The organism is uncultured Nonlabens sp., from assembly GCF_947495285.1.
Taxonomy (GTDB): domain Bacteria; phylum Bacteroidota; class Bacteroidia; order Flavobacteriales; family Flavobacteriaceae; genus Nonlabens.
Map to the genome: position 1 here is coordinate 25,887 of NZ_CANLXZ010000003.1, position 22,014 is coordinate 47,900.

The 22,014-nt window shown below is 34.3% G+C and carries 24 protein-coding genes; 19 read left to right on the top strand and 5 right to left on the bottom strand.

Features of this window, described 5'->3' with window-relative positions:
• Positions 1 to 49: 49 nt before the first annotated feature.
• The gene (locus Q0838_RS01675; RefSeq protein WP_298950552.1) at positions 50 to 766 is read right to left on the bottom strand and encodes a DUF6503 family protein; all 717 of its coding nucleotides are present in this window, start codon (positions 764 to 766) and stop codon (positions 50 to 52) included.
• Positions 767 to 882: 116 nt separating this feature from the next.
• The gene (locus Q0838_RS01680) at positions 883 to 1,233 is read right to left on the bottom strand and encodes a 4Fe-4S dicluster domain-containing protein (protein ID WP_298950553.1); all 351 of its coding nucleotides are present in this window, start codon (positions 1,231 to 1,233) and stop codon (positions 883 to 885) included.
• 35 nt (positions 1,234 to 1,268) lie between these two features.
• Between Q0838_RS01680 and Q0838_RS01685 the strand changes: the two genes are divergently transcribed.
• From Q0838_RS01685 to Q0838_RS01720, 8 genes are all read left to right on the top strand, one after another.
• A complete protein-coding gene (locus tag Q0838_RS01685) occupies positions 1,269 to 2,387 on the top strand; it encodes an acyl-CoA reductase (RefSeq protein ID WP_298950555.1) in 1,119 nt (372 codons plus the stop codon).
• A gap of 75 nt (positions 2,388 to 2,462) precedes the next feature.
• Positions 2,463 to 3,524, top strand: coding sequence for a 3-phosphoserine/phosphohydroxythreonine transaminase (gene serC, locus Q0838_RS01690; RefSeq protein WP_298950556.1), 1,062 nt, complete (start codon positions 2,463 to 2,465; stop codon positions 3,522 to 3,524).
• A 156-nt stretch (positions 3,525 to 3,680) separates the two neighbouring features.
• Entirely contained in the window at positions 3,681 to 4,634 is a 954-nt protein-coding gene (locus tag Q0838_RS01695; RefSeq protein ID WP_298950558.1) for a D-2-hydroxyacid dehydrogenase, read from the top strand.
• 399 nt (positions 4,635 to 5,033) lie between these two features.
• Entirely contained in the window at positions 5,034 to 5,690 is a 657-nt protein-coding gene (locus Q0838_RS01700; RefSeq protein WP_298950560.1) for a DUF937 domain-containing protein, read from the top strand.
• Between the two features lie 151 nt (positions 5,691 to 5,841).
• Positions 5,842 to 6,255 carry a DUF6146 family protein gene (locus tag Q0838_RS01705; protein WP_298950562.1) on the top strand — a complete coding sequence of 138 codons (414 nt, stop codon included), beginning with the start codon at positions 5,842 to 5,844 and terminating at the stop codon, positions 6,253 to 6,255.
• 14 nt (positions 6,256 to 6,269) lie between these two features.
• Positions 6,270 to 6,773 carry a DUF6787 family protein gene (locus Q0838_RS01710; protein WP_298950563.1) on the top strand — a complete coding sequence of 168 codons (504 nt, stop codon included), beginning with the start codon at positions 6,270 to 6,272 and terminating at the stop codon, positions 6,771 to 6,773.
• Positions 6,774 to 6,894: 121 nt separating this feature from the next.
• Complete coding sequence (locus Q0838_RS01715; RefSeq protein ID WP_298950565.1) at positions 6,895 to 7,392, top strand: DUF1456 family protein; 498 nt, start codon at positions 6,895 to 6,897, stop codon at positions 7,390 to 7,392.
• Positions 7,393 to 7,419: 27 nt separating this feature from the next.
• A complete protein-coding gene (locus Q0838_RS01720) occupies positions 7,420 to 8,139 on the top strand; it encodes a hypothetical protein (protein ID WP_298950568.1) in 720 nt (239 codons plus the stop codon).
• 35 nt (positions 8,140 to 8,174) lie between these two features.
• Here the strand turns inward: Q0838_RS01720 and ccsA are convergent, their stop codons facing one another.
• Complete coding sequence (ccsA, locus tag Q0838_RS01725; RefSeq protein ID WP_298950569.1) at positions 8,175 to 11,507, bottom strand: cytochrome c biogenesis protein CcsA; 3,333 nt, start codon at positions 11,505 to 11,507, stop codon at positions 8,175 to 8,177.
• A gap of 87 nt (positions 11,508 to 11,594) precedes the next feature.
• Here ccsA and Q0838_RS01730 point away from each other — a divergent pair, with 87 nt between their 5' ends.
• The 4 genes from Q0838_RS01730 to Q0838_RS01745 all read left to right on the top strand — a co-directional run bounded on the left by Q0838_RS01730 (position 11,595) and on the right by Q0838_RS01745 (position 14,501).
• Entirely contained in the window at positions 11,595 to 12,353 is a 759-nt protein-coding gene (locus tag Q0838_RS01730; protein ID WP_298950571.1) for a Rossmann-like and DUF2520 domain-containing protein, read from the top strand.
• The gene (locus Q0838_RS01735; RefSeq protein WP_298950573.1) at positions 12,343 to 12,876 is read left to right on the top strand and encodes an HAD hydrolase family protein; all 534 of its coding nucleotides are present in this window, start codon (positions 12,343 to 12,345) and stop codon (positions 12,874 to 12,876) included. Before Q0838_RS01730 ends, Q0838_RS01735 begins: the two co-directional genes overlap by 11 nt.
• Positions 12,877 to 12,993: 117 nt before the next feature.
• Positions 12,994 to 13,905 (top strand): geranylgeranylglycerol-phosphate geranylgeranyltransferase, encoded by a 912-nt coding sequence (locus tag Q0838_RS01740; protein ID WP_298950575.1) that lies wholly within the window; start codon positions 12,994 to 12,996, stop codon positions 13,903 to 13,905.
• 14 nt (positions 13,906 to 13,919) lie between these two features.
• On the top strand, positions 13,920 to 14,501 hold the full coding sequence (locus Q0838_RS01745; RefSeq protein ID WP_298950577.1) for a Maf family nucleotide pyrophosphatase: 582 nt from the start codon (positions 13,920 to 13,922) through the stop codon (positions 14,499 to 14,501).
• A gap of 185 nt (positions 14,502 to 14,686) precedes the next feature.
• On the opposite strand, the gene Q0838_RS01750 is transcribed toward Q0838_RS01745, so the two are convergent.
• Positions 14,687 to 15,376: a hypothetical protein gene (locus tag Q0838_RS01750; RefSeq protein WP_298950580.1), complete on the bottom strand. Its 690-nt coding sequence runs from the start codon at positions 15,374 to 15,376 to the stop codon at positions 14,687 to 14,689.
• Between the two features lie 127 nt (positions 15,377 to 15,503).
• Here Q0838_RS01750 and Q0838_RS01755 point away from each other — a divergent pair, with 127 nt between their 5' ends.
• Positions 15,504 to 16,502, top strand: a complete 999-nt coding sequence (locus Q0838_RS01755) for a hypothetical protein (RefSeq protein WP_298950582.1) — start codon at positions 15,504 to 15,506, stop codon at positions 16,500 to 16,502.
• 111 nt (positions 16,503 to 16,613) lie between these two features.
• Here the strand turns inward: Q0838_RS01755 and Q0838_RS01760 are convergent, their stop codons facing one another.
• Entirely contained in the window at positions 16,614 to 17,033 is a 420-nt protein-coding gene (locus tag Q0838_RS01760) for a nucleoside-diphosphate kinase (RefSeq protein ID WP_104515949.1), read from the bottom strand.
• A gap of 138 nt (positions 17,034 to 17,171) precedes the next feature.
• On the opposite strand from Q0838_RS01760, the gene Q0838_RS01765 reads away from it, so the two are divergent.
• The 6 genes from Q0838_RS01765 (at position 17,172) to Q0838_RS01790 (ending at position 22,000) form a co-directional block, all read left to right on the top strand.
• A complete protein-coding gene (locus tag Q0838_RS01765; RefSeq protein ID WP_298950586.1) occupies positions 17,172 to 18,197 on the top strand; it encodes a bifunctional oligoribonuclease/PAP phosphatase NrnA in 1,026 nt (341 codons plus the stop codon).
• The gene (gene gldI / locus Q0838_RS01770; RefSeq protein ID WP_298950588.1) at positions 18,181 to 18,732 is read left to right on the top strand and encodes a gliding motility-associated peptidyl-prolyl isomerase GldI; all 552 of its coding nucleotides are present in this window, start codon (positions 18,181 to 18,183) and stop codon (positions 18,730 to 18,732) included. Before Q0838_RS01765 ends, gldI begins: the two co-directional genes overlap by 17 nt.
• A 72-nt stretch (positions 18,733 to 18,804) precedes the next feature.
• Positions 18,805 to 19,941: a peptidylprolyl isomerase gene (locus Q0838_RS01775; protein WP_298950590.1), complete on the top strand. Its 1,137-nt coding sequence runs from the start codon at positions 18,805 to 18,807 to the stop codon at positions 19,939 to 19,941.
• A 136-nt stretch (positions 19,942 to 20,077) separates the two neighbouring features.
• On the top strand, positions 20,078 to 20,476 hold the full coding sequence (locus tag Q0838_RS01780; protein ID WP_298950592.1) for a Rid family detoxifying hydrolase: 399 nt from the start codon (positions 20,078 to 20,080) through the stop codon (positions 20,474 to 20,476).
• Between the two features lie 22 nt (positions 20,477 to 20,498).
• Positions 20,499 to 21,107 (top strand): hypothetical protein, encoded by a 609-nt coding sequence (locus tag Q0838_RS01785; protein WP_298950594.1) that lies wholly within the window; start codon positions 20,499 to 20,501, stop codon positions 21,105 to 21,107.
• Positions 21,108 to 21,130: 23 nt separating this feature from the next.
• Entirely contained in the window at positions 21,131 to 22,000 is an 870-nt protein-coding gene (locus tag Q0838_RS01790; protein WP_298950596.1) for a nucleoside phosphorylase, read from the top strand.
• Positions 22,001 to 22,014: the final 14 nt, after the last annotated feature.

Sequence of the window (22,014 nt, forward strand, 5' to 3'; positions counted from 1 at the left end):
GATGTAGAATTCTAAAAAAGGTTGCTTATCGTTAGAAAGAAAAGTACAATTATTTTGTAATCACGTCTGCGCCTAGAAATTTATCATCTTTGTTATAATACCATTTACGCATTTTAGGCATGTGTATTCCATTGATCAAATGACTATCAGATAATAAAATGTACTCTCCAGAATCAGATTTTACATTACCTATTTCATCTGTTTTAAAAAATTGATAGATCTCCATTTTATAAGTAGTTGGATCAAAATAAAAGAACCATACATCGTTTCCTACCGCTTCATTATAAGAAGCTTTTATCACTAAATATTCTTTACCTTTAAAGGTTTTACGTTCTACATTTGAATCTATATGAGTTCCTTGATCCTTTAATTTCATCGGTAAACCATACAAATAGGTATAATAGTTTTTCATAAAAACGGCTCTTTCATTCTCCTTATCCGTACTCTCCATAGGAGTCTGTGGAGATCTTAAATCCTTTTTATTCACCCATGCGTTTTCTTTATCTACCGTGTAAATAGTCATAACACTATCACGAGTAGCAGCTGCACTAAATTTTTGAGCCGGCAAGTCTATAAAAATGTCACTCACACGAGCTGGTTTATCTGGCGTAGACATCGTAACCTGTAAATTTCCTTTAAAACTATTCCAGTTTCCACTGGGGTCATGAACTTTGATTGCTTTATCCAGTAGTTGCTGTCCTGTCATTTCTTGAGCAACTCCATTAAAAAAAGCTCCTAAAAATAAAAGTGAGAAAAGATATTTCATGACTATAAAATTTAAGCTAATATAATTAATAACCAGTTACTCCATAAAAACAAAAAACTCTCAAAAGCGATAGCTCTTGAGAGTTGTAAAATAGTAATTATCGTTTAAAACACTCCTTAGTCCTTATGCATAAAAGCTTGCTTTTCTAAGAGCACTTCTTTAGTCTCCACCACATTATCATCTGGCACACAGCAGTCCACAGGGCATACCGCAGCACATTGCGGCTCTTCATGAAAACCTACACACTCCGTACATTTATCTGGGACTATATAATAAAACTCGTCGCTTACTGGTTCTTGCGTCTCATTAGAATCCACTTCTTTACCGTTAGGTAAAACAACATTTCCATCTAAATCTGTACCGTCTGCATAGCGCCAGTCATCTGCTGCTTCATAAATTGCCGTGTTAGGACACTCAGGTTCACACGCGCCACAATTAATACATTCGTCTGTTATGATGATTGCCATAGCTTTTCTTTACTTTTGTGCAAAAATAGTGCCTTGTGAACACATTGTCAATAAATACCACGTTAAATGATCGTATTTCCGCTTTCGCGAAAGCGGGATCTCAACTTTCTTCTTACCTAAAAGGTACACTAGAGTCTCTCACAGACGCAGGTGCAAGCTGGCAAGATATCATAAAACAAAGACTAGAACTAGCAGAACGTAAAAACTCTTGGTTTACAGAAGATACCCTGCATTTTTCCATACAGCAATGGGCAAATGCCTTAACTGTAGAGAACCTAACTAACTGGACACAAGCCTATGAGCTCGATAAACTAAGCTCTAAAAATGTAGCACTTATTACAGCTGGTAACTTACCCCTAGTAGGTTTTCATGATGTGTTATGTGTCATCATTTCAGGCCATCATGCGATGATTAAAAATTCTAGTAATGATGACGTGCTCACACCTTTACTACTAGAAATAGCAACTTCTTACTGTCCAGAACTAACAGATTCCTATTCTTATGCAAACGGTAAATTAGAAAATTATGACGCCGTAATAGCTACAGGAAGTAATAATACAGCTCGATATTTTGAACATTATTTTGGTAAAAAGCCTCATATCATACGTAAAAATAGAAATAGTGTTGCCGTTTTAACAGGAAATGAAACACTAGAACAAATGCAGGCGTTGAGTAAAGATGTGTTTCTTTATTTTGGTTTAGGTTGTAGAAGTGTGAGTCATTTAAAAGTTCCCATAGGATATAATTTTGATTTGTTTTTTAACGGCATGTTCGTGAGAAAAGAACTTATTAAGAATGAAAAATACCTAAATAACTACGACTATAACAAAGCCGTTTATTTAATGAGCGAGTTTAATTTACTGGATAACGAGTTCTTATTAATAAAAGAAGAAAATGACAGTTACTCCTCTCCTATTGCTAGCCTAGGATATAGTTATTACGATACTTTAGAAAGCTTAGGAACAGAGTTTCAAGAAAATGCAGATAAGTTGCAATGTATTGTAGCATCTGGACCAGCAGCCAGTACGGTAAGTAATTTATTAGGAAATATGACTGCACCACAGATAGTAGAATTCGGTACTACACAAACACCTGGTCTACAAGACTATGCAGACGGCGTGGATACGATTCGATTTTTGTTGACATTATCTTAAAAACCTTATCGATTATATAACATAAAATGGCGTTCTATTTTGCATTTTTGTAATTCATTCAAAAGATGACATACAATGCTTAAGCACAATTTTAGCGCAGGACCATGCATACTGCCACAAGAAGTTTTTAAAAAAGCAGCGGCAGCTGTTCTTAATTTCAACGATTTAAGTATCCTAGAAATTTCCCACCGTAGTAAAGATTTTGTTGCGGTCATGGAAAAAGCTCAATCCCTAGCGTTAGAACACCTAGGTTTAACTGGAAAAGGTTATAAAGCATTATTCTTAGGCGGTGGAGCAAGTATGCAGTTTTTAATGGTTGCTTATAATCTTTTAGAGAAAAAAGCGGCTTATTTAAACACAGGTACCTGGGCAGATAAAGCTATTAAAGAAGCAAAAATGTTTGGTGAGGTTATAGAAGTAGCGTCTTCAAAAGCAGATAACTATAATCACATACCTAAAGGCTATGTAATACCTGAAGATGTGGATTATTTCCATTTTCAGACTAATAACACTATTTTCGGTACACAACTACAATACACACCAGACGTGTCTGTGCCATTAATCTGTGATATGAGTAGTGATATTTTTTCTAGACAGCGTGATTTTGAAAAATACGATTTAATATATGCTGGTGCTCAAAAAAATATGGGGCCAGCAGGAACTACTTTAATCGTTGTAAAAGAAGATATTTTAGGTAAAGTCTCTAGACAAATACCTTCTATGTTAGACTATAGAACTCATATCTCAAAAGATTCTATGTTCAACACACCACCAGTATTTCCTATTTATGTAAGTATGCTTACACTAGAATGGTTAAAAGAAAATGGTGGTATAGATGCGATAGAAAAATTAAACGAACAGAAAGCTGCTTTAATCTATAATGAAATAGATCGCAATGAGTTGTTCAATGGTTTTGTAAAAGAGAAAGAAGACAGGTCTGCGATGAATGCTACATTTGTTTTAAATGACAGCGCACATACCACAGCATTTGATACTATGTGGAAAGAAGCAGGAATTAATGGTTTAAATGGTCACAGATCTGTAGGTGGTTATCGTGCAAGTATGTATAACGCATTAACTCTAGAGAGCGTGCAAACTCTTGTAGATGTAATGAAAGACCTAGAAAAGAAGGCTTAACCATTAACAATTATAGATTTTTAATAATGAAATCCTATCCCCAACCCTAAAGGCTGAGATTTCATTAGAACTTAAATTTGACTCAAAGTTTAATATAATAAGTCAACTGTTTATACACCTTTTTAAGGTTAGGAAACGGAAACAAAAGAAACTAAAATGAAAATACTAGCAAACGACGGTGTCTCACAAAGCGGAATTGATAAATTAACTACAGCTGGTCACGAGGTAATTACTACTAATGTCGCACAAGGACAGTTAGAAGAATATATCAATAAAAATGAAATAGCAGTACTCTTAGTAAGATCTGCAACCACGGCTCGTAAAGAGTTAATTGACAACTGCCCAAGTCTTAAAATCATAGGACGAGGTGGTGTCGGTATGGATAATATAGATGTTGCTTATGCTCGTGAGAAAGGCCTTAAAGTAATTAACACACCTGCAGCGAGTAGTGCCAGTGTTGCTGAGTTAGTTTTTGGTCATCTTTACGGTGGTGTCCGTTTTCTTTATGATGCAAACCGTAACATGCCTCTAGAGGGAGAAACTAATTTTAAAGGTCTTAAAAAAACATATGCCAAAGGTTCTGAATTACGTGGTAAAACTCTAGGAATTATAGGTATAGGTCGCATAGGACAAGAAGTTGCAAAAATCGCAGCTGGGGTAGGTATGAAAGTAGTCGCACATGATAGCTTTGCAAACCATGCTCCTACTGTATCCTGGGATCTTTTTGATGGACAGACAGTAAATGTAGAAATTCCTCTTGTAGAAAAAGATGAGCTGCTTAAAACTTCAGATTTTGTTACTATTCACGTTCCTGCACAAGAGAATTATGTGATAGGTGCAGAAGAATTAGCACAAATGAAAGAAGGAGCTGCTATAGTTAATGCCGCTCGTGGTGGTGTGTTAGACGAGGTTGCTCTAGTAAATGCGTTAGAATCAGAACATATTTCTTTTGCAGCACTAGATGTTTTTGAAAAAGAACCACAGCCAGAGGTTGTACTTCTTATGAATTCTAAATTATCTCTTAGTCCACACATAGGAGCAGCAACTAACGAGGCACAAGATCGTATAGGTACAGAATTAGCTGATCAGATTATTGAAATACTAGGATAACAAATCTTAGATAAATCATACTTTTTAAAACCGTAATCTTACCGATTGCGGTTTTTTTTTATGACTCAAAACCTTAATTTAAAACCAGCTCGTTATTTCTAGTTTTTATTTAAAACTGATGTAGAAAAGACACATTAAAACTGACCACATAAGCATATTTAAAACTAATTAAGATGCTTTAAAAAATTAAAAAATCTACCTATACATACTAGACTTTGATCGTGCAGTACACAGAGTTTCAAAAAGGACCGAAGCCATTAAAACGCATTTTACCGATAAATTTAAGTTTTTAAACGGTGATAATTACGCTTTCGCGAAAGCGAAACAAAAATAGACTCCATTTTAATAGTCCCAATAAATTATGTAACTTGTTCGATAAATAAATTAAAAATATAACTTATGTCATCAATACTAGACTTATTACAATCTGATACAGGGAAAACTTTAATACAAGGACTTTCTCAAAAAACAGGAAATTCAGCAGACCAGACTTCTGGTCTATTATCACAAGCAATGCCACTTATTTTAGGAGCTATGCAACGTAATGCTGCCACTCCTGAAGGTGCAGAATCACTTAAAAATGCATTAAATGACCCACGTCATAGCGGTGGTGGTGTGATGGATATGTTGGGCGGTATTTTTGGCGATGGTGCAGGTAGCCCAGAGCAATTAGAATCTGATGGTGCTGGAATATTAAATCATGTTTTAGGTTCAAAACAAACTCAAGTAGAAAGTGCTTTATCACAGACTAGTGGTATGGACATGGGGTCGGTAAGTCAAATTATTAAAATGGCTGCTCCTGTAGTTATGGGTGTGCTTGCAAAACAAAATCAATCTCAAGCAACTGCCTCTGGATCTAATGGAATAGGTGATCTTATAGGTTCTGTTCTAGGTGGTCAGTCTGGTGCTGCAGGAGGAGAACAAAGCTTTATTGAAAAAATTCTAGATGCAGACGGTGATGGTAGCATTATAGATGACGTTGCTGGAATGGTTCTAGGTGGTGATAAAAAGAAAAGTGGCGGTATAGGCGGTATTATAGGAGGTTTATTCAAATAAAAATCATAATATCTTATTAATATAAAAGCGATCACTTAAGGAGTGATCGCTTTTTTTGTATTTTTAAATATAATTACCTGTTTGCTCAACGAGTTGCATCATTAACTCATTCTTACTACATTTAAGTAAACAAGCGCTCTATTTTTATCCTATGAAAACATTTATATACAGCATTTTTGTGATGGTAGCTATAGTAGGATGCAGCACCATGAATACAGGACCAGATAAAAAACTGACTTCTATTAATTCTATAAAAAACGATACCATACGTATTGTTAACGATAGTCTAGAATATGAAATTATAATTTTTGAACCTGGATTTAATTCTTGGTTAGTAACACAACCACCTAGAGGTTATTATTCTCAATCTGCTATGGAAATAAGTAATACATTTAAAGTTACTACTTATAACATTAGGTCTAGAAACCCTTTAAAATATGGTAATGATCTTTACCCATTTGCTATAGATTACAATCGTAGAACAGATTATGGCTATGAAGTGAATTATTTACTGTACAACTACTTCCTTTTCTTTGAACAAAAATATAATCAGAGGTTGAAGTAACTTATTTTTGCAATATGCAAAAACTAAAAAAGAATTGGGAAATTACCCAAAACTGGCAATTCATTTACATCCTTTTAGGTATAATAGGTCTACTAGCAAGCGGTTATTTTATAGCTGTGCGCATTTTACCTACCACATTTGAGGACATTACCTATGAGTATTCTTTTACCCTAGTCGTGACATTGATTCTAGCTTTTATATTTTATAAAATAACGATGTGGTTGTTTTCAAAATTAAAAACCAGATGGGAAGTTACTTATAGATGGGAATTAATCGCCCTGTTTATAGTATTTGCTATCACAGGTTCTTTATCTGCACGTTTATCAGGCCCATTTATGGAATACATAGGCTTGAGCAGAGAATCTATGTCTGGATGGATATTCTGGCCGTTGCGTATGCTTATACTCTTCCCTATCTATCAAATATTACTAGTAGCAATGGGCTGGTTGTTTGGCCAATTTGACTTTTTCTGGAAATTTGAAAAGAAGATGCTCTCCAGATTTGGTATTAAATTATAAAAGTAAAAGGATTATTATTTGATTCCTGCTTACGCAAAAATGGAACAAACCCAATAAAATATTCTTAAAGGCAATCATAATCGTACCTTTGTAGTCTTAAACTAGTCTATAAATAAAAGAAATGGATAACAACGATATATTAAGAAGGTTGAGATTTACTCTAAACTTGAGTGATGATGCGATGATAGATATATATGCCAAAGGTGGTGAACCTGTTTCTAGAGCAGAAATAAGCAACTGGCTTAAAAAAGAAGAAGATGAAGACTTTGATGTAGTCGTAGATGAAAATCTAGCTGTTTTTCTTAATGGACTTATTGTTAACCATAGAGGGAAAAAAGATGGTAAAATTCCTGTAGCAGAGACAGAATTAGATAATACCATTATATTGCGTAAACTTAAAATCGCCTTTAATTTTACATCTAAAGAATTACTCTATATCTGGAAAAAGGCAGACGTAGTTATAAGTGAAACAGAATTAAGTGCCTTCTTCAGAAAAAAAACACATCCTAAGTTCAAATATTTAAATGATCAGTATTTACGTAAATTCTTAAAAGGTTTCCAGATACAACGTAAAACACAACGTGAGAAAGAAGCTTACAGGAATTCATTCAAGAATTAAGTTTTTCATTGTTTCTAAATCATTTCTATGACCAAAGAACAACTTCTTAAACTATATACCGATTTTTCTGATCGAGAATTGATTCATATTCTTACTACTGATAAAGAAAAATATACTCCAGTCGCCTGGAATGCCGCACAAATTACCTTAGAAAAACGATCCATAGACGCAAATCAATGGAAAGAAATAAAAGAGTATGACCATGCGTCTAAACACAAAACTGTTAATAAGAAAGGCTCTCTACTAGACGAGCTCTATGCAGACGAGCAAGCTAGACTGAGAGAAGAATCTACTTTTGAACAACAGAAAAAGCACAGCTTAGAAACCTCAAGAAAACAACTTCATTTAAATGACGAAGATTTACTTAATCAATTCACCTCTATAATTGATGTCTTTTTAAAGAATAAAGATGATCATCTTTATAAAGATCAGTTTTCTAAAGAAGAGTTTCTAGCACTGTTTGCAGGTGTTTATGATCGTGATCTACAAATTCCTCTTTCTTACAAAGCTAAAGTTATAGAAGTATTAGACTCGATCCTTAAGAAGATCAAATCTAAGAGAAATATAATGATCTTATTAGGTTTGCTATTAACAGTAATAGGTACATCTACTATTCTAGCTACTAATATTTCTTTAATATTTTATGGTGCAATTATAGTAGGTTGCGGTATGATAATTAAAGCAATAGCAAACTATAGCATGAGTAAAGATTCCATTAAAAAATTAAAGCTCTATACAGATAAGTAATTCTGTATAGAGCTTTAATGTAAACAGAAGTTGTACTACTGCTTCTTTTTACCGTAAATTTTATTCTCTCTGTATCTAGCAATAGCCGCTAGAACTAAAATCACTGATAACGATATCACCGCAAATTTGTAAGAAATAATTTGATCTCCACTAGCATAACTATGTAATCCTGATAAGTAAAAGTTTACACCAAAATAGGTCATCAATACACTAGCAAATGCAAGCACAGACCATAAACTGAAGGTCCATCTACTCTTTAAACCTGGAACAAGTCTTAAGTGCAATACAAATGCATAGATAAATATAGTTATCAATGCCCATGTCTCTTTAGGATCCCAACCCCAGTAACGTCCCCAAGATTCATTTGCCCACATACCTCCTAAGAAGTTACCTATAGTAAGCATAATAAGACCTACGGTAAGAGCTATTTCATTGATATAAGTAAGCTCTTTGATATTAAGATCCATAATTTTCTTATTCTTTTTTGTGGAGAATATCATAAGAATCATAGTCACTAGACCTAAAATCATTCCTAACGCAAACGGACCGTAACTACCTACGATAATAGAAACATGTATCATTAACCAGTAAGAATCTAGCACAGGCTGTAAATTACCTATCGATGGGTCTAACCAGTTCAACTGTGCTACCCATAGAATAATAGCCACTACAAATGCCGTACTAGCTATAGTCATATCACTCTTTCTACCGAACATGAGTCCAAAGAGCATCGTTGCCCACGCCACATAAATTAACGACTCATAAGCATCTGACCATGGTGCGTGACCACTTAAGTACCATCTCATGATTAACGCAGCTGTATGAACTGAGAATAATCCAAAAATGACCCATTTATGAAATTGAATAGACCATCCTATCTCTCTCATAGGTTTAATGATCTCAACTATTAAGAGAATCAACATCATCACACCGAACCATCCATACCACTTATACAAGCCCTTAAAGACATTAAATTTATTGTAAAGGATCTCTGCTTCGATCTTATCCTCGCTAGGTATTATATCAGCACCATGATAACGTTGAAATTCAAATAAACTATTTAATGCGGCATTAGCATTTACATAATCGCCAGTAGCATTTCCTTGATTTAATAATGCATTATATGCAGGGAAGAAATCTCTAACAAAGTTATGATCATGCTCTTCTGTATAAGCAGCCTTTTCTATATCTGGAGCAGAGTACCATGTATTATTATCAGCTCCCTTTTTAGGAAAAATCTTAAATATAGAACCTGTTAGTACCTGGTCTAATAAGCCTACCGAGTAATTAATGTCTATAAAACCTTGCTGTATGCTCGACTTCACATCTGCTGCATTTGCTTCGTCTAGATAAGGGCTTATTTTATAACTACCTAACGTATTATCTTCTCTTCTTATAAAGTCCATACCACGAGCATAACTGGTACTTTTATCCACACCTATAATGGTCTTTAAAGAATCATTCTTATAATTCAATTTAATAAGTGGCACATCAAACCATAGATCTCTATTTTGAATCATACTTATCATCGTTTGCTCTGGCGTTAATCTTACAACGCTATCACCGACTTTTGCTTCATAGTAATCTCTTTCAGACAGTCTACGTAATATCTCGCTAGATAAGGTAGACATAGGTTTCATACGGCCATTATCCTGTACTACCACTCTACCAAAACGCTCTGCTTGTGCCAGGGGTACCATGTTTGCCACTATTATACTATCTGCTAGTTTTACAGGTATAGGTGGTAATTTTGTGTCTGCAAGATCTAGATCTGGTGCAGTTGTATTTTTAACTACCTCATCTTGATTTGTACTTACACCTTCTCTACTATCTATAGCAGTAGAATGTTCTCCTGCCGCATGATTATGTCCTGTATGATCTTCTTGTACCTGCGCATTAGCTATACTTATAGAAAACAACATCGCTATCATTACCAGTTGTTTTGCCTTGCGTTTTTTAACACGGTTAATTAATCTTCTTAACTCACCGAATCTTGTATTAGGATCAAATAACAACGCCATAAGGCCTAAATAAAGTAAAAAATATCCTGTATATGTAACCGTCTTACCCCAGAAATCGTGATTAACAGATAAGTGTGTACCTAACTCATCTGGATCAAAACCTGCTTGAAAAAAACGATAACCTTCTTTATCTAATACGTGATTCATATAAATGCGTTCTGGTGTTTTACCCATAGAATCTATAACTGTAACTTCACTAGCAAATGCAGAATAAGACTTTTCAGTACCTGGTTGTTTACTAGCTATAAAATCATCTAATTGTATACTAAAAGGGATTTCTCTAGCTATAGAGCCATATTTGAGATACACCTTAAGACCGTTAATATCTATATCTACATAATCAGATATTATTCCTTTACCACCTAATAACTCTATTTTTTGAGATTCTTCACCACTAGTTACCGTAGCGAGAATACCGTGTGCCTTTGCCTTAGTAGGTTCAGGGCTTTTAATTATCCCTAACTCACCTTGCGTTACAGGCTCAGGAATTACAAATTGCATTCCTGCAAGGTTATAAAGAGATCTTAATTTTAATTCTTGTATAGAATCTTCAAAAACCTGTCCTTTTAATTGGTCTGCCATGCGCAAATAATCTCCTGCATATGGTGTCTGTATCGTGTAACCGTTCCAGTTTTCTGTTATATTAATAAGACCTTTCTGAGCAGCCACCACAGGATCTATGTTCACACCAAAAAGCACATTATGAATACTCGCTTCTTCTCCATCCTTGATTAAATGATCATGCCTTGTACCACTGCCAGCCTCTACTATTTTCAAATAACGATCGCTGTTTTCATCTCCAGGCTTTAATCCTTCTACAGCATCATAAATCATGCTGTCTATAGTTACTTTTACATTCTTGTCATAAAAATCAAAATCTCTAGAAGTCTTATAATCATATTGCGAGACTAATAATTCTTCCTTAACAGTACGTTGCATAGGGTTACCATTAACATCCTCACCTTGAATTATGGCGCTGAAATAGGTCTCATCGCTCAAAAAAGTATTTGCAGTTTGTCCTTCACGTATCAACATCATTCCCTCAAAAGATACATAACGTGTTATTCCTGCTCCTATAATGATAAGAACCCAAGATAAATGCAATGTAAGCGTGGCCCACTTTTTCCACTGCAATAAATTATAACGTTTTATGTTCCCTATAAAATTGATCATTAACCAGAACATGATTAATGAAAACCACCATTCATTGTACACCCATAGCTTAGAAGTAGGAGTATCATAAGAGTTTTCTATAAACGTTCCCGCCGCCATACTTGCTGCAAAAACTAACAGCAAAAATGTCATCGTACGTGTACCAAAAAGCAGGTCAATTAATCTATCTTTCATAGGACTTTTTTAGTGGCTGCAAAGATACTTCACAAAAGCCGCAACACCATGCATTGTGAGTCGCTTTGAACCTCGTATTTTTACATTATGATTAAGATTATTATTATAGGAACCGGTAATGTAGGAATGCACTTATGTCATGCCTTTGAAAAAGCTACTTTATCAAATAAAATTTCTCTTGTAGGATATTATAATAGAGCTCAAAAAAAGCTATTAGATATAAAAGCTCCTTTACTTTCTCAAATAGAAAATTTGCCCGCGTGCGATCTTATTATACTCGCCGTACCAGATGATGCCGTAAATAAAACAGCAAACCTATTACCTACCTCACAAGCCATTATAGCACATACCAGCGGTAGTGTATCCATTACAGCCTTAGAAAAACATGAACGTCGTGGTGTTTTTTATATGCCACAAAGCTTTAGTAAGACTAGAAAACCTAACTTTGGGGACATCACTTTATGTTTAGAATCTAGCAGTGAACCTGTAAATGATGTGTTAGAGCAGGTGGCTGTTACGCTTTCGCGAAAGCGAGAACAAATCAATTCTAATCAACGTAAAAAGCTCCATCTAGCAGCAGTTTATATGAATAACTTTGTAAACCACTGTTATACAAAGGCCGAAGAAATAATGCAAGATGCTGCAATAGACGCAAAATTGCTTAATGCGTTAATGCAAGAAACTCTAGCCAAAGCAATAGATTTATCTCCTCAAAAGGCACAGACTGGTCCAGCGATGAGAAACGACATAAAAACTATAGAAAAGCATCTAGAAATGCTCGATAATGAAGATCGCGATATGTACCGATCGATTACTAACTCCATACAAAAAACACATGGCAACTAGCTATAAAGAATTACTACACGATATCACAACATTTATTCTAGACGTAGACGGCGTCCTTACCGATGGGCGCATGCTCATTTCTGAATCTGGAGAACTTTTACGTACCACGAATGCAAGAGATGGCTATGCTATGAAAACAGCTCTTAATAATGGTTATAACGTATGTATTATTACAGGCGGTAGAAATGAAGGTGTAAAATCTAGACTAGAAGGTCTAGGTATTACAGACGTTTTTCTTAATGCTAGCAATAAAATGGTGCAAATGCATGAATATGTTGCAAAACACAACTTAAAGCCTGAAAACATAGTCTACATGGGTGATGACATGCCCGATGTTCCAGCACTAGAATTTGCTGGTGTGGGCTGTTGTCCACAAGACGCAATTCCTGAAGTAAAAGCGGTAAGTCAGTATATATCTCATAAAAACGGTGGCGATAGTTGTGTACGTGACATTATAGAACAAGTCATGAAAGTACAAGGTAAATGGAACGTACAAGATGGTAAAAGCGTTAAGTCTACTTAAGAAACTTAGACTTTAAAAGATCAAATACAAATACCTAAGTTGACAGCGTCATTGCGCTGAATGAGCAGAATCGCTTAGATTTACCATAATAGCTTTATAATTTTTCTTCCTTTAAAAATGACTATTTTCCTTAAAATTATACGCTGGCCCAACGTATTGATGACTATCATAACACAACTAGTCATTATATACGGCTTGCTTATACCATCTCATGTGGTACCTGCATTAAACTGGTGGCAGTTGTTTCTATTAATAGCCGCAACTGCCCTACTCACTGCAAGTGGTAACGTAATTAACGATATTCATGACGTAGAAATAGACCGAGTCAATAAACCAAAAAAGCTACTAGTGACAAAGAGTATCTCAGAAAAACGTGCTTATAATTTATACTTTGCTCTTACCATTACTGGTGTTATTTGTGGATTTGTTTTATCCAACAGTTTAGATAAACCTGTGCTTTCTAGTGTATTTATTGCAGTGGCTTTTATACTACATCTCTATGCTAGCTGGCTTAAATCTATACTACTAGTAGGTAATATTATCATCTCTGTATTAGTTGCATTGGTCCTATTAATCACTGGAGTATTTGAAATGTTTCCTGTTATCACTCCAGAGACACAAGTTGCTTTTAGATTTATCATGGCACGATTATCAGAATATGCATTAATGGCATTTTTAATCAATCTAGTTAGAGAATGGGTTAAAGATTGTGAAGATGTAAATGGTGACAAAGCGGGCGGTAGAAATACTCTAGCCATTGCTCTAGGTAGAACTCGTGCAGCAAGGTTTACCTCTATTTTTATAATAGCAATTCTAGTTCTATTAGGCTGGTACGTTTATGAATACATTTACTTAAATGAAATGGCTACCTATTATTTCATATTCTTAATCATGGGACCATTAATGTATGTCATGATCAAATTATGGACCGCAGCATCTCAAAAAGAATTTCACATACTTTCTACTATACTTAAAATCGTTTTACTCTTAGGAATACTATCTATAGGGATTTTTAGAATCAATTATTAATTTAATTAAAAGCTATGCTAGCAAATAAATTTAAAGATACAGAGATCATTCTCGCATCTCAATCACCACGTAGACAAGAACTTTTAAAAGGTCTAGACATAGATTTTAAAATAGAAACCAGACCTATAGAAGAGGTTTACAGTGACCGTTTAAAAGGTCATGAAATCACAGACTATCTTTCTATTCTAAAAGCTAGTGCTTTTAAAAATGATTTAAAAGAGAATGAGCTATTGATAACTAGCGATACCATAGTGTGGTTCAATGACGCTCCATTAGAAAAGCCTAAAAGTGCCGCACATGCTAGAGAAATGCTAGCCTCTATGAGTAGTCATTTTCATGAAGTTTACACATCTGTTTGCTTTACAACATCACAAAGTCAGCATGTTATTAATGATGTTACTAAGGTACATTTTGCACCTCTTAGTGAAGAAGAAATAGACTACTACGTTACTAATTATAAACCCTTTGATAAAGCTGGTGCCTATGGTGTACAAGACTGGTTAGGGTATGCAGCCGTTACACGTTTAGAAGGTTGCTATTATAACGTCATGGGACTGCCCTTACCTAAAGTGTATAAATTTTTAAAAGAATTTTAATTGTTTCGCTTTCGCGAAAGCGGAAACACTTCCAATATATCTGTTTAAAATCTACTTATGCATTGAAGTATTAGTTCTAGTGTAGACATTAAAATAAAGTGTTACAAGTAAATTACTTTGGAACATAACATTCAATTATAGCCTTTATGAATTTAGATTTTGATCAATGGATTTTTTAGAATTTATTATTTAAACTTCACCCTAAAACTCAAACCGTAATTAAAATTAGTCGTGAGCGAATTAATATTAGTATCAACCGAAATCCCTAGATTTCTATTGCCTTTTAAAAAGTATAATTTTGCTTTAATAGGTACACCAAAAACACCGATATTCCTATCGCTATTATTACCTGTATTTTTAAGTTGGTAAAAACCGGCGCCGGTAAATAGTTCGGTATTCACTCCACCAGCGATTTGAAAAGCTCTTCCATAAAGAATTGCGTATTCGTTAACTACTATAGGGTCGATATCAAATAACTTTAATTCCCAACCACTCGCAGCACTTAATCCAAATAAATGTTTTTTATAATTGCTGTAAATCGAGAGAGAACCAAATATTTGCTGAATTTTACTGTTACCAAAATCTGGGTCAACCTCAATTAATTTATCATCCTTCACTGATACATCTATAATTCCTAATGAAATTTCTATCGCATAAAACCTGAATCCAGAAGAACTCTCAAGTCTCTTAAGATGATTATTTTTTAATTGATAATTTTCAAAAACTGTTTCAAATCCAGAGGTAGAGAAGTTTTCAAGGGGTTCTAATTTTACATAACCATTATTAGATTTTTCATTGAGATTATATTCATTAGAGTTTTGAGCATTCATGAAAAGGCAAAGTGATAAGAGTACTGCTGTAGCATAATTTTTCATGGTTGAGATTTTAATCAAACTTAATTTGTTTTTTTTTAAGAGTCACATGCGAAAAACGTAAGATGTTAAATATCATTTTTGTAATAAATGCAAACGTTAATTAAATTCTCTTATATATCTTTATAAAATGCAAGAAGCGTTTATATCAAAAATTAGAACTGCCCTATCCGATAATCAATCAATTACGGAAGAAATCTCTAACATTCTAAATATAAGTTATGATGCAGCTTACCGACGTGTAACTAGTAAAACAAGTATGAGCTTAGAAGAGGCGATTCTATTAGCTAAGCATTTTAAAATATCTATAAACAAATTATTTGAGGTAGGCGAGCAATCTTCTATTCTAGCAGATGTCTCTCCTCCTATTCAAGATATTCAAGGGTTAGAGAATTACTTCAAAGAATCACTTAAAAACTTATTACCATTAACGAAGCTTAAAAGTGCTTGCATTACCTACTCTGCAAAAGATATTCCATTATTTTATACCCTTGGCTATTCATATATCACAAAATATAAGTGTTATGTATGGCTCAAATTTCTTAATGAAAATGGTAATATGGCAAAGATGACTTTTAAAGAGTTTATTGATTATGCACCAGCATCATTATTTGAAAGTGCTCATCAATTAGGTAACACATATAAAAATATAGACATTGTAGAATTTTGGAATGATAATACCATCAATGGTACTTTACAGCAAATATTTTATTTTTATGAAACTGGACTACTTTCCAAAGAGCTTGCTTTATTAATCTGTAAAGATTTAAAAAAAATAATCGATCATGTAGAAAAACAAAGCATTGAACAAACTATAATTAACTCAAAAAACAATGCTAAGTATCATTTATACAAGAGCGATTTACTTACCATGAGCAATACTATTATGGTTAAAACTAAATATCAAAAAGTTTTCTTTTCTCCTTTTACTGTTCTTACCTATTTAAAGGTAGAGCACCAACCTACTTGTGATAAACTCGATCATTTTTTTGAGAAACAAATGAAAAACTCTAAGTTATTGGTAAATTCTGGAGAACGAAATAGAGCTCAATTTTTTAATAAAATGCACCTCAAGGTAGATTCTGTTATAGAACGTATTCATATTAATCAAGACTTGATCTATTTTTAATTGTTTCGCTTTCGCGAAAGCAAAAAAAACAACCAACAAAAAAAGCCGCTTCTTATGAAGTGGCTTTTCTATATAATTTAAAGTAGTAAACTACTATAAAGAATCTGTTTCTTAGAACATTTCACGACCAGAGAAGTGGAATGCACTTTCTATAGCAGCGTTCTCATCACTATCACTACCGTGAACAGCGTTTTCACCCATACTCTTTGCAAACATCTTTCTAATAGTACCTTCGGCAGCATCAGCTGGATTTGTAGCACCTATTAACGTACGGAAATCTGCAACTGCATTTTCTTTCTCAAGAACTGCAGCTACTATAGGACCGCGGCTCATGAATTCTACTAACTCACCGTAAAATGGACGCTCACTGTGTACTTCATAAAATGCCTGTGCATCTGCAACAGTCATTTGAGTTTTTTTCAAAGCAACGATTCTAAAACCGCTTGCTGTAATCTTATCAAGTATAGCACCTGTGTGACCGTCTTCAACGCCATCAGGCTTAATCATTGTAAATGTTCTATTAGTAGCCATTTTTATATTTTTTAAAATGCGCTGCAAAAGTAATACTTTGACATAAAATTATACCTCCAAAAGAAAAATAAAACAGCCCTCTAGCTTCATGCACATTATCCTTGTTAAAGCCTGAGAAAACTTTACTTTTGTTACCCTATGAATAAAGATCAAATTGAAGGCCTGAAAAAAGAGCTTTCCTCTCCTAGAAATATAGTTATTATTCCACATAAAAACCCAGACGGTGACGCTGTAGGCTCAGTAACTGCGCTTTACGGTTATTTAATCCAACTAGGTCACAAAGTAACTATGATAAGCCCTAACGATTTTCCTACCTTCTTAAAATGGATGGATTATAGTGACCTATTTGTCAACTACGAGCAAGAAAGTAAAAAAGCAGATACTCTTATCAATGAAGCAGATCTTATTTTTAATTTAGATCACAACGCTTTTCACCGCGCAGGAGATATGGAAACCATCCTTAGCGAGGTAACATCTACCTTTGTTATGATAGACCATCACCAGCAACCAGATGATTTTGCTAGTTATATGTATAGCGACACAGCTATGAGTTCTACCTGCGAGATGATTTATCACTTTCTTGAAATGCTGGGCGACACTGAAAAGATAACACCTGCCATGGCCACTGCTATGTACACAGGTATCCTAACAGATACTGGTAGTTTTAAATACCGCTCTACCACTTCTACCACGCTGCGCGTTGCCGCAAACCTCGTGGATAAAGGCGCAAATAGTGAATCTATTAACCGCAAGATTTATGATGTGAACACACCTTCTAGAATGAAATTGCTAGGTGTCGCACTTAATAATATGGTTATTTTAAAAGAATACCGCACTGCTTTTATCACTCTTACTCAAAAAGAACTGGACGATAATAATTTTAAAAAAGGGGATACAGAAGGTTTTGTAAACTATGCGTTAAGTCTAGACGGTATTGTTTTTGCACAAATATTAATCGAGAAAAAAAGCGAGTCTATTATTAAAACATCTTTGAGATCTAAGGGAGATTTTGATGTAAATCAATTAGCTCGAGATAACTGGGAAGGTGGCGGCCACAAAAATGCAGCCGGTGGTAAATCTGATCTTTCTATGGAAGATACAGTAAAAAAATTAATTAGTATCTTGCCATCATATGAAAAAGAACTCCATGAAGTTGTTATTTAAAACGGTTTTAATAGGTGTTATTCTAGTTTCTTTTTACAGTTGTAGTAAAAAAGTTGAGCCTAGAAAACCTATTACTAATACGACTAGTTCTACCATACAAGAATCTATTAAAATTAATAAGAAATTATACGCTGCCGAAGAGCTAGCGATAGAAAACATTATTAAAGATCTGGATCAACCGTTTAAGCGAGGTTCTACTGGGTTTTATTACATGTTTACTAAAAAAGATTCTGTAAGCGGTATCCAGCCTAAATTTGGAGATCGAGTTACCTTTGAATATGATGTTACCTCTTTAAATGGAGAGATTATTTATAAAAAAGAAGAATTATCTCCCATCACAAAAAGTCTAGAACAAGAATACGGCGTTTTTAGAGGTATGAGAGAAGCGTTAAAGTTAATGCAAACTGATGAGGAGATGATTGTATTTTTCCCATCTTATGCAGCCTATGGCTATTATGGAGATCAAAATCGTATAGGACCTAACACACCTTTTAAAAGTCATGTAAGGTTATTAGGTATAAATGTAGAAAATTAAAAGTGGGATACGTGTTCCGCTTTCGCGAAAGCAAAATCCAAATAATTTTAAACAAAATAATAAATAAGTAAAATGAAAAAAATCCACGGACTACTTGCAATACTTGCCCTAGTATTTATGGCATCTTCTTGTGAAGACAAATATCCAGACGTTGAGGATGGTGTATATGCTGAAATTCAAACGAATAAAGGAACCATGTTTGCAGAATTGTATTACAAGGACGCTCCTATATCTAGTGCAAACTTTGTTGCTCTTGCTGAAGGGAAACACCCATTAGTAAACGATACTCTTAAAGGTAAACCGTTTTATGATGGTCTTATTTTCCATAGAGTAATTAAAGACTTTATGATACAAGGTGGTGATATCACCGGTACTGGAAGTGGTGATGTAGGTTATAAATTTGATCAAGAAGTGAGCGATTCATTAAAGCATGATTCTAAAGGTATTCTTTCTATGGCAAATGCTGGACCAGATACTAACGGTAGCCAGTTCTTTATCATGCACAAAGAAAACCCTGGACTGGATATGCGTTATAACGTATTCGGTAAAGTAGTAAAAGGTCTTGAGGTTGTTGACTCTATCGCTACTACTCCAGTAAATGGACAGAAACCTGTCGAAGATATGATTATGCAAAAAATATCTATCATACGTAAAGGTAAAGAAGCTAAAAAATGGAATGCTGTAAAAACCTTTGAAGACGCATTAAGCGCTGCAGAAGCTAAAAGAGAAGAAGCTGAAAAAATAGCTGCCGAAAGAAAAGCTGCTGCACCTGCAAATAAGGCGGCAAAAGCAACTGACCTCGCTGCTCTTAAACTTAAAGCTACTCAACTACCTAATAGTGATGTAATGGTTTATGTAAAGAAAGTAGGAAGCGGTGAAAAACCAGCTGATGGTGTTTCTGTAATGATGGACTACAGTGGCTTCTTTATGGACGGTACTTTATTTGACTCTTCTGTATTAGAGGTAGCTCAAAAATTTGATAACGTAAACGCGAGAAAAGCGCAAATGAATGCTTATGCTCCTATGCCTGTACAATACAGTGCTTCTGTAGGTATGGTTCAAGGATTTAAAGATGCTATGTTATCTATGAGTTACGGTGACGAGATAGTAGCGTTTATTCCATCTGACCTTGCTTATGGTGAGCGTGGTGCTGGCGGCGTTATACCTCCTAACACTGATCTTGTATTTGAAATGAAGATCACAAAATAAATCATATAGAACTTAAGGTTCCATATTTTATAGAAAGCGCGTTGTTTTACACAACGCGCTTTTTCTTTTTACATAATCTTAAAAAATCTTCTTACTCATTTTAAAGAAGATCTTTAATAAGTATTAAATTAGTATCATGAAAAAAATTATTTACACAGACCTTGCTCCTAAGCCTATAGGTCCCTATAATCAGGCCGTATATTATAGCAATAACTTTGAGAAGACACTATACACCAGTGGTCAGATTGCGATAGACCCTACTACTGGAGAACTTAAAATAGACGACCTTAAAGAAGAAACACATCTAGTCATGAAACACTTAGAGAGTTTATTAAAACAAGTGGACATGACTTTTGAGCACGTGCTTAAAACAACTATATTCTTAAGTGACATGAGTAACTTTACCAGTGTGAATGAAGTATACGGTAGTTATTTTAAAGAAGAAACAGCTCCTGCTAGAGAAACTGTAGAGGTAGCAAACCTGCCTAAATATGTGAATGTAGAAATTTCATTAATAGCAAAATTAGAAATATAAATCTCTCAAGGTAATATCTATTATGAATAAGGTTTCTAAAAACATCATTAAGTACCTAATTGAGATCGTTATCGTTGCCTTTGGGGTTTTTATGGGTGTGTATTTCAGTAATTTGAATAGCAATTATAAAACTGAGGCCGAAAAAAAGAAAGCCCTAAACTTAATCATAAAAGAATTAGAACTGAATAGAGAGCTTGTAATTAAAGAAATAACCTATCATGAAAGTATTAAAACTCAGTTTGACACTATTAAAGAAAATACACGTGATGAAATAAAAAACATGAGTTTTTCATATGATAATCTTCAAAACATTTCTAAAATTAATGGTTTTCATGGATTCAACTTTGCACAAATAGAAACTACGGCTTTTGAAAGTGCTAAAGTAAGTGGTATCATGAAAGAATTTGATGTAGAACTTATTCAAAATATTTCTAGCATCCACAAAGCGCAAGAAACTTACTTAAAAATAGGAGAAAAAATACTAGATAAAGCACATAAAATCAATTCTAACTCTAGAATATATGACTTCCTTGCTGTTCTTAATTTAATGACAAACGATCTTCTAGGAATTGAAAAAGATCTTAAAAAGGACCTAGATCACACAATTGATCTACTGAAAACTTCAAAATAATTATAAAACTGATACCATAATTTATGCCCATAGCAAATTCAGAACTTATTATAAATCCAGATGGAAGCATATACCATCTTAATTTAAAACCTCATCAACTGGCCCAGACAGTAATCACTGTAGGGGATCCAGAACGTGTTGCAGAAGTTTCTAAACATTTTAATGTCATTGAACTCAAAGTAAGTAAGAGAGAATTTCATACGCACACCGGTGTTTACAAGAACAAACGTATAAGTGTCATTTCTACAGGCATAGGAACAGATAATATCGATATAGTTTTAAATGAACTGGACGCACTGATTAACGTAGATTTTACCACACGTGAAATAAAAAAGGAACTACAATCTCTAGATATAGTAAGAATAGGGACAAGTGGTTCCGTGCAAAGTGACATCGCAGTTGATAGTTTTTTACTATCTCAGCGTGGTATTGGTTTTGACAGTTTATTTCATTGGTATGAGAATGATGGTGGTGATCTCGCTTTCGCGAAAGCGATTACCCAACAAATACCTCGATCAAAAGATCATTCTGCACCTTACGTGATTCATTGTGATGCACAACTTGCTAAAAAATTCCAAACCGTAGAAATGCAAAACGGGAATACCATCACTAATACAGGATTCTATGGCCCGCAAAGTCGCCAACTAAGACTAACACCGTCAGAAAAAAACTTGAACACACAAATTGCTAATTTTAATTTTGAAGGTCATAAAATTACTAATCTAGAAATGGAAACCGCTGGAATCTATGCCATGGCATCGCTTTTGGGACATCGAGCGGTGTCATTAAATGCTATACTTGCTAATAGAGCGACTGGGGAATTTTCTACAAAACCTAAAGAGTTAGTAGAAAAACTAATTAAATTTACGTTAGATAGCCTAGTAGCTTCTTAATTATATTTTCATTA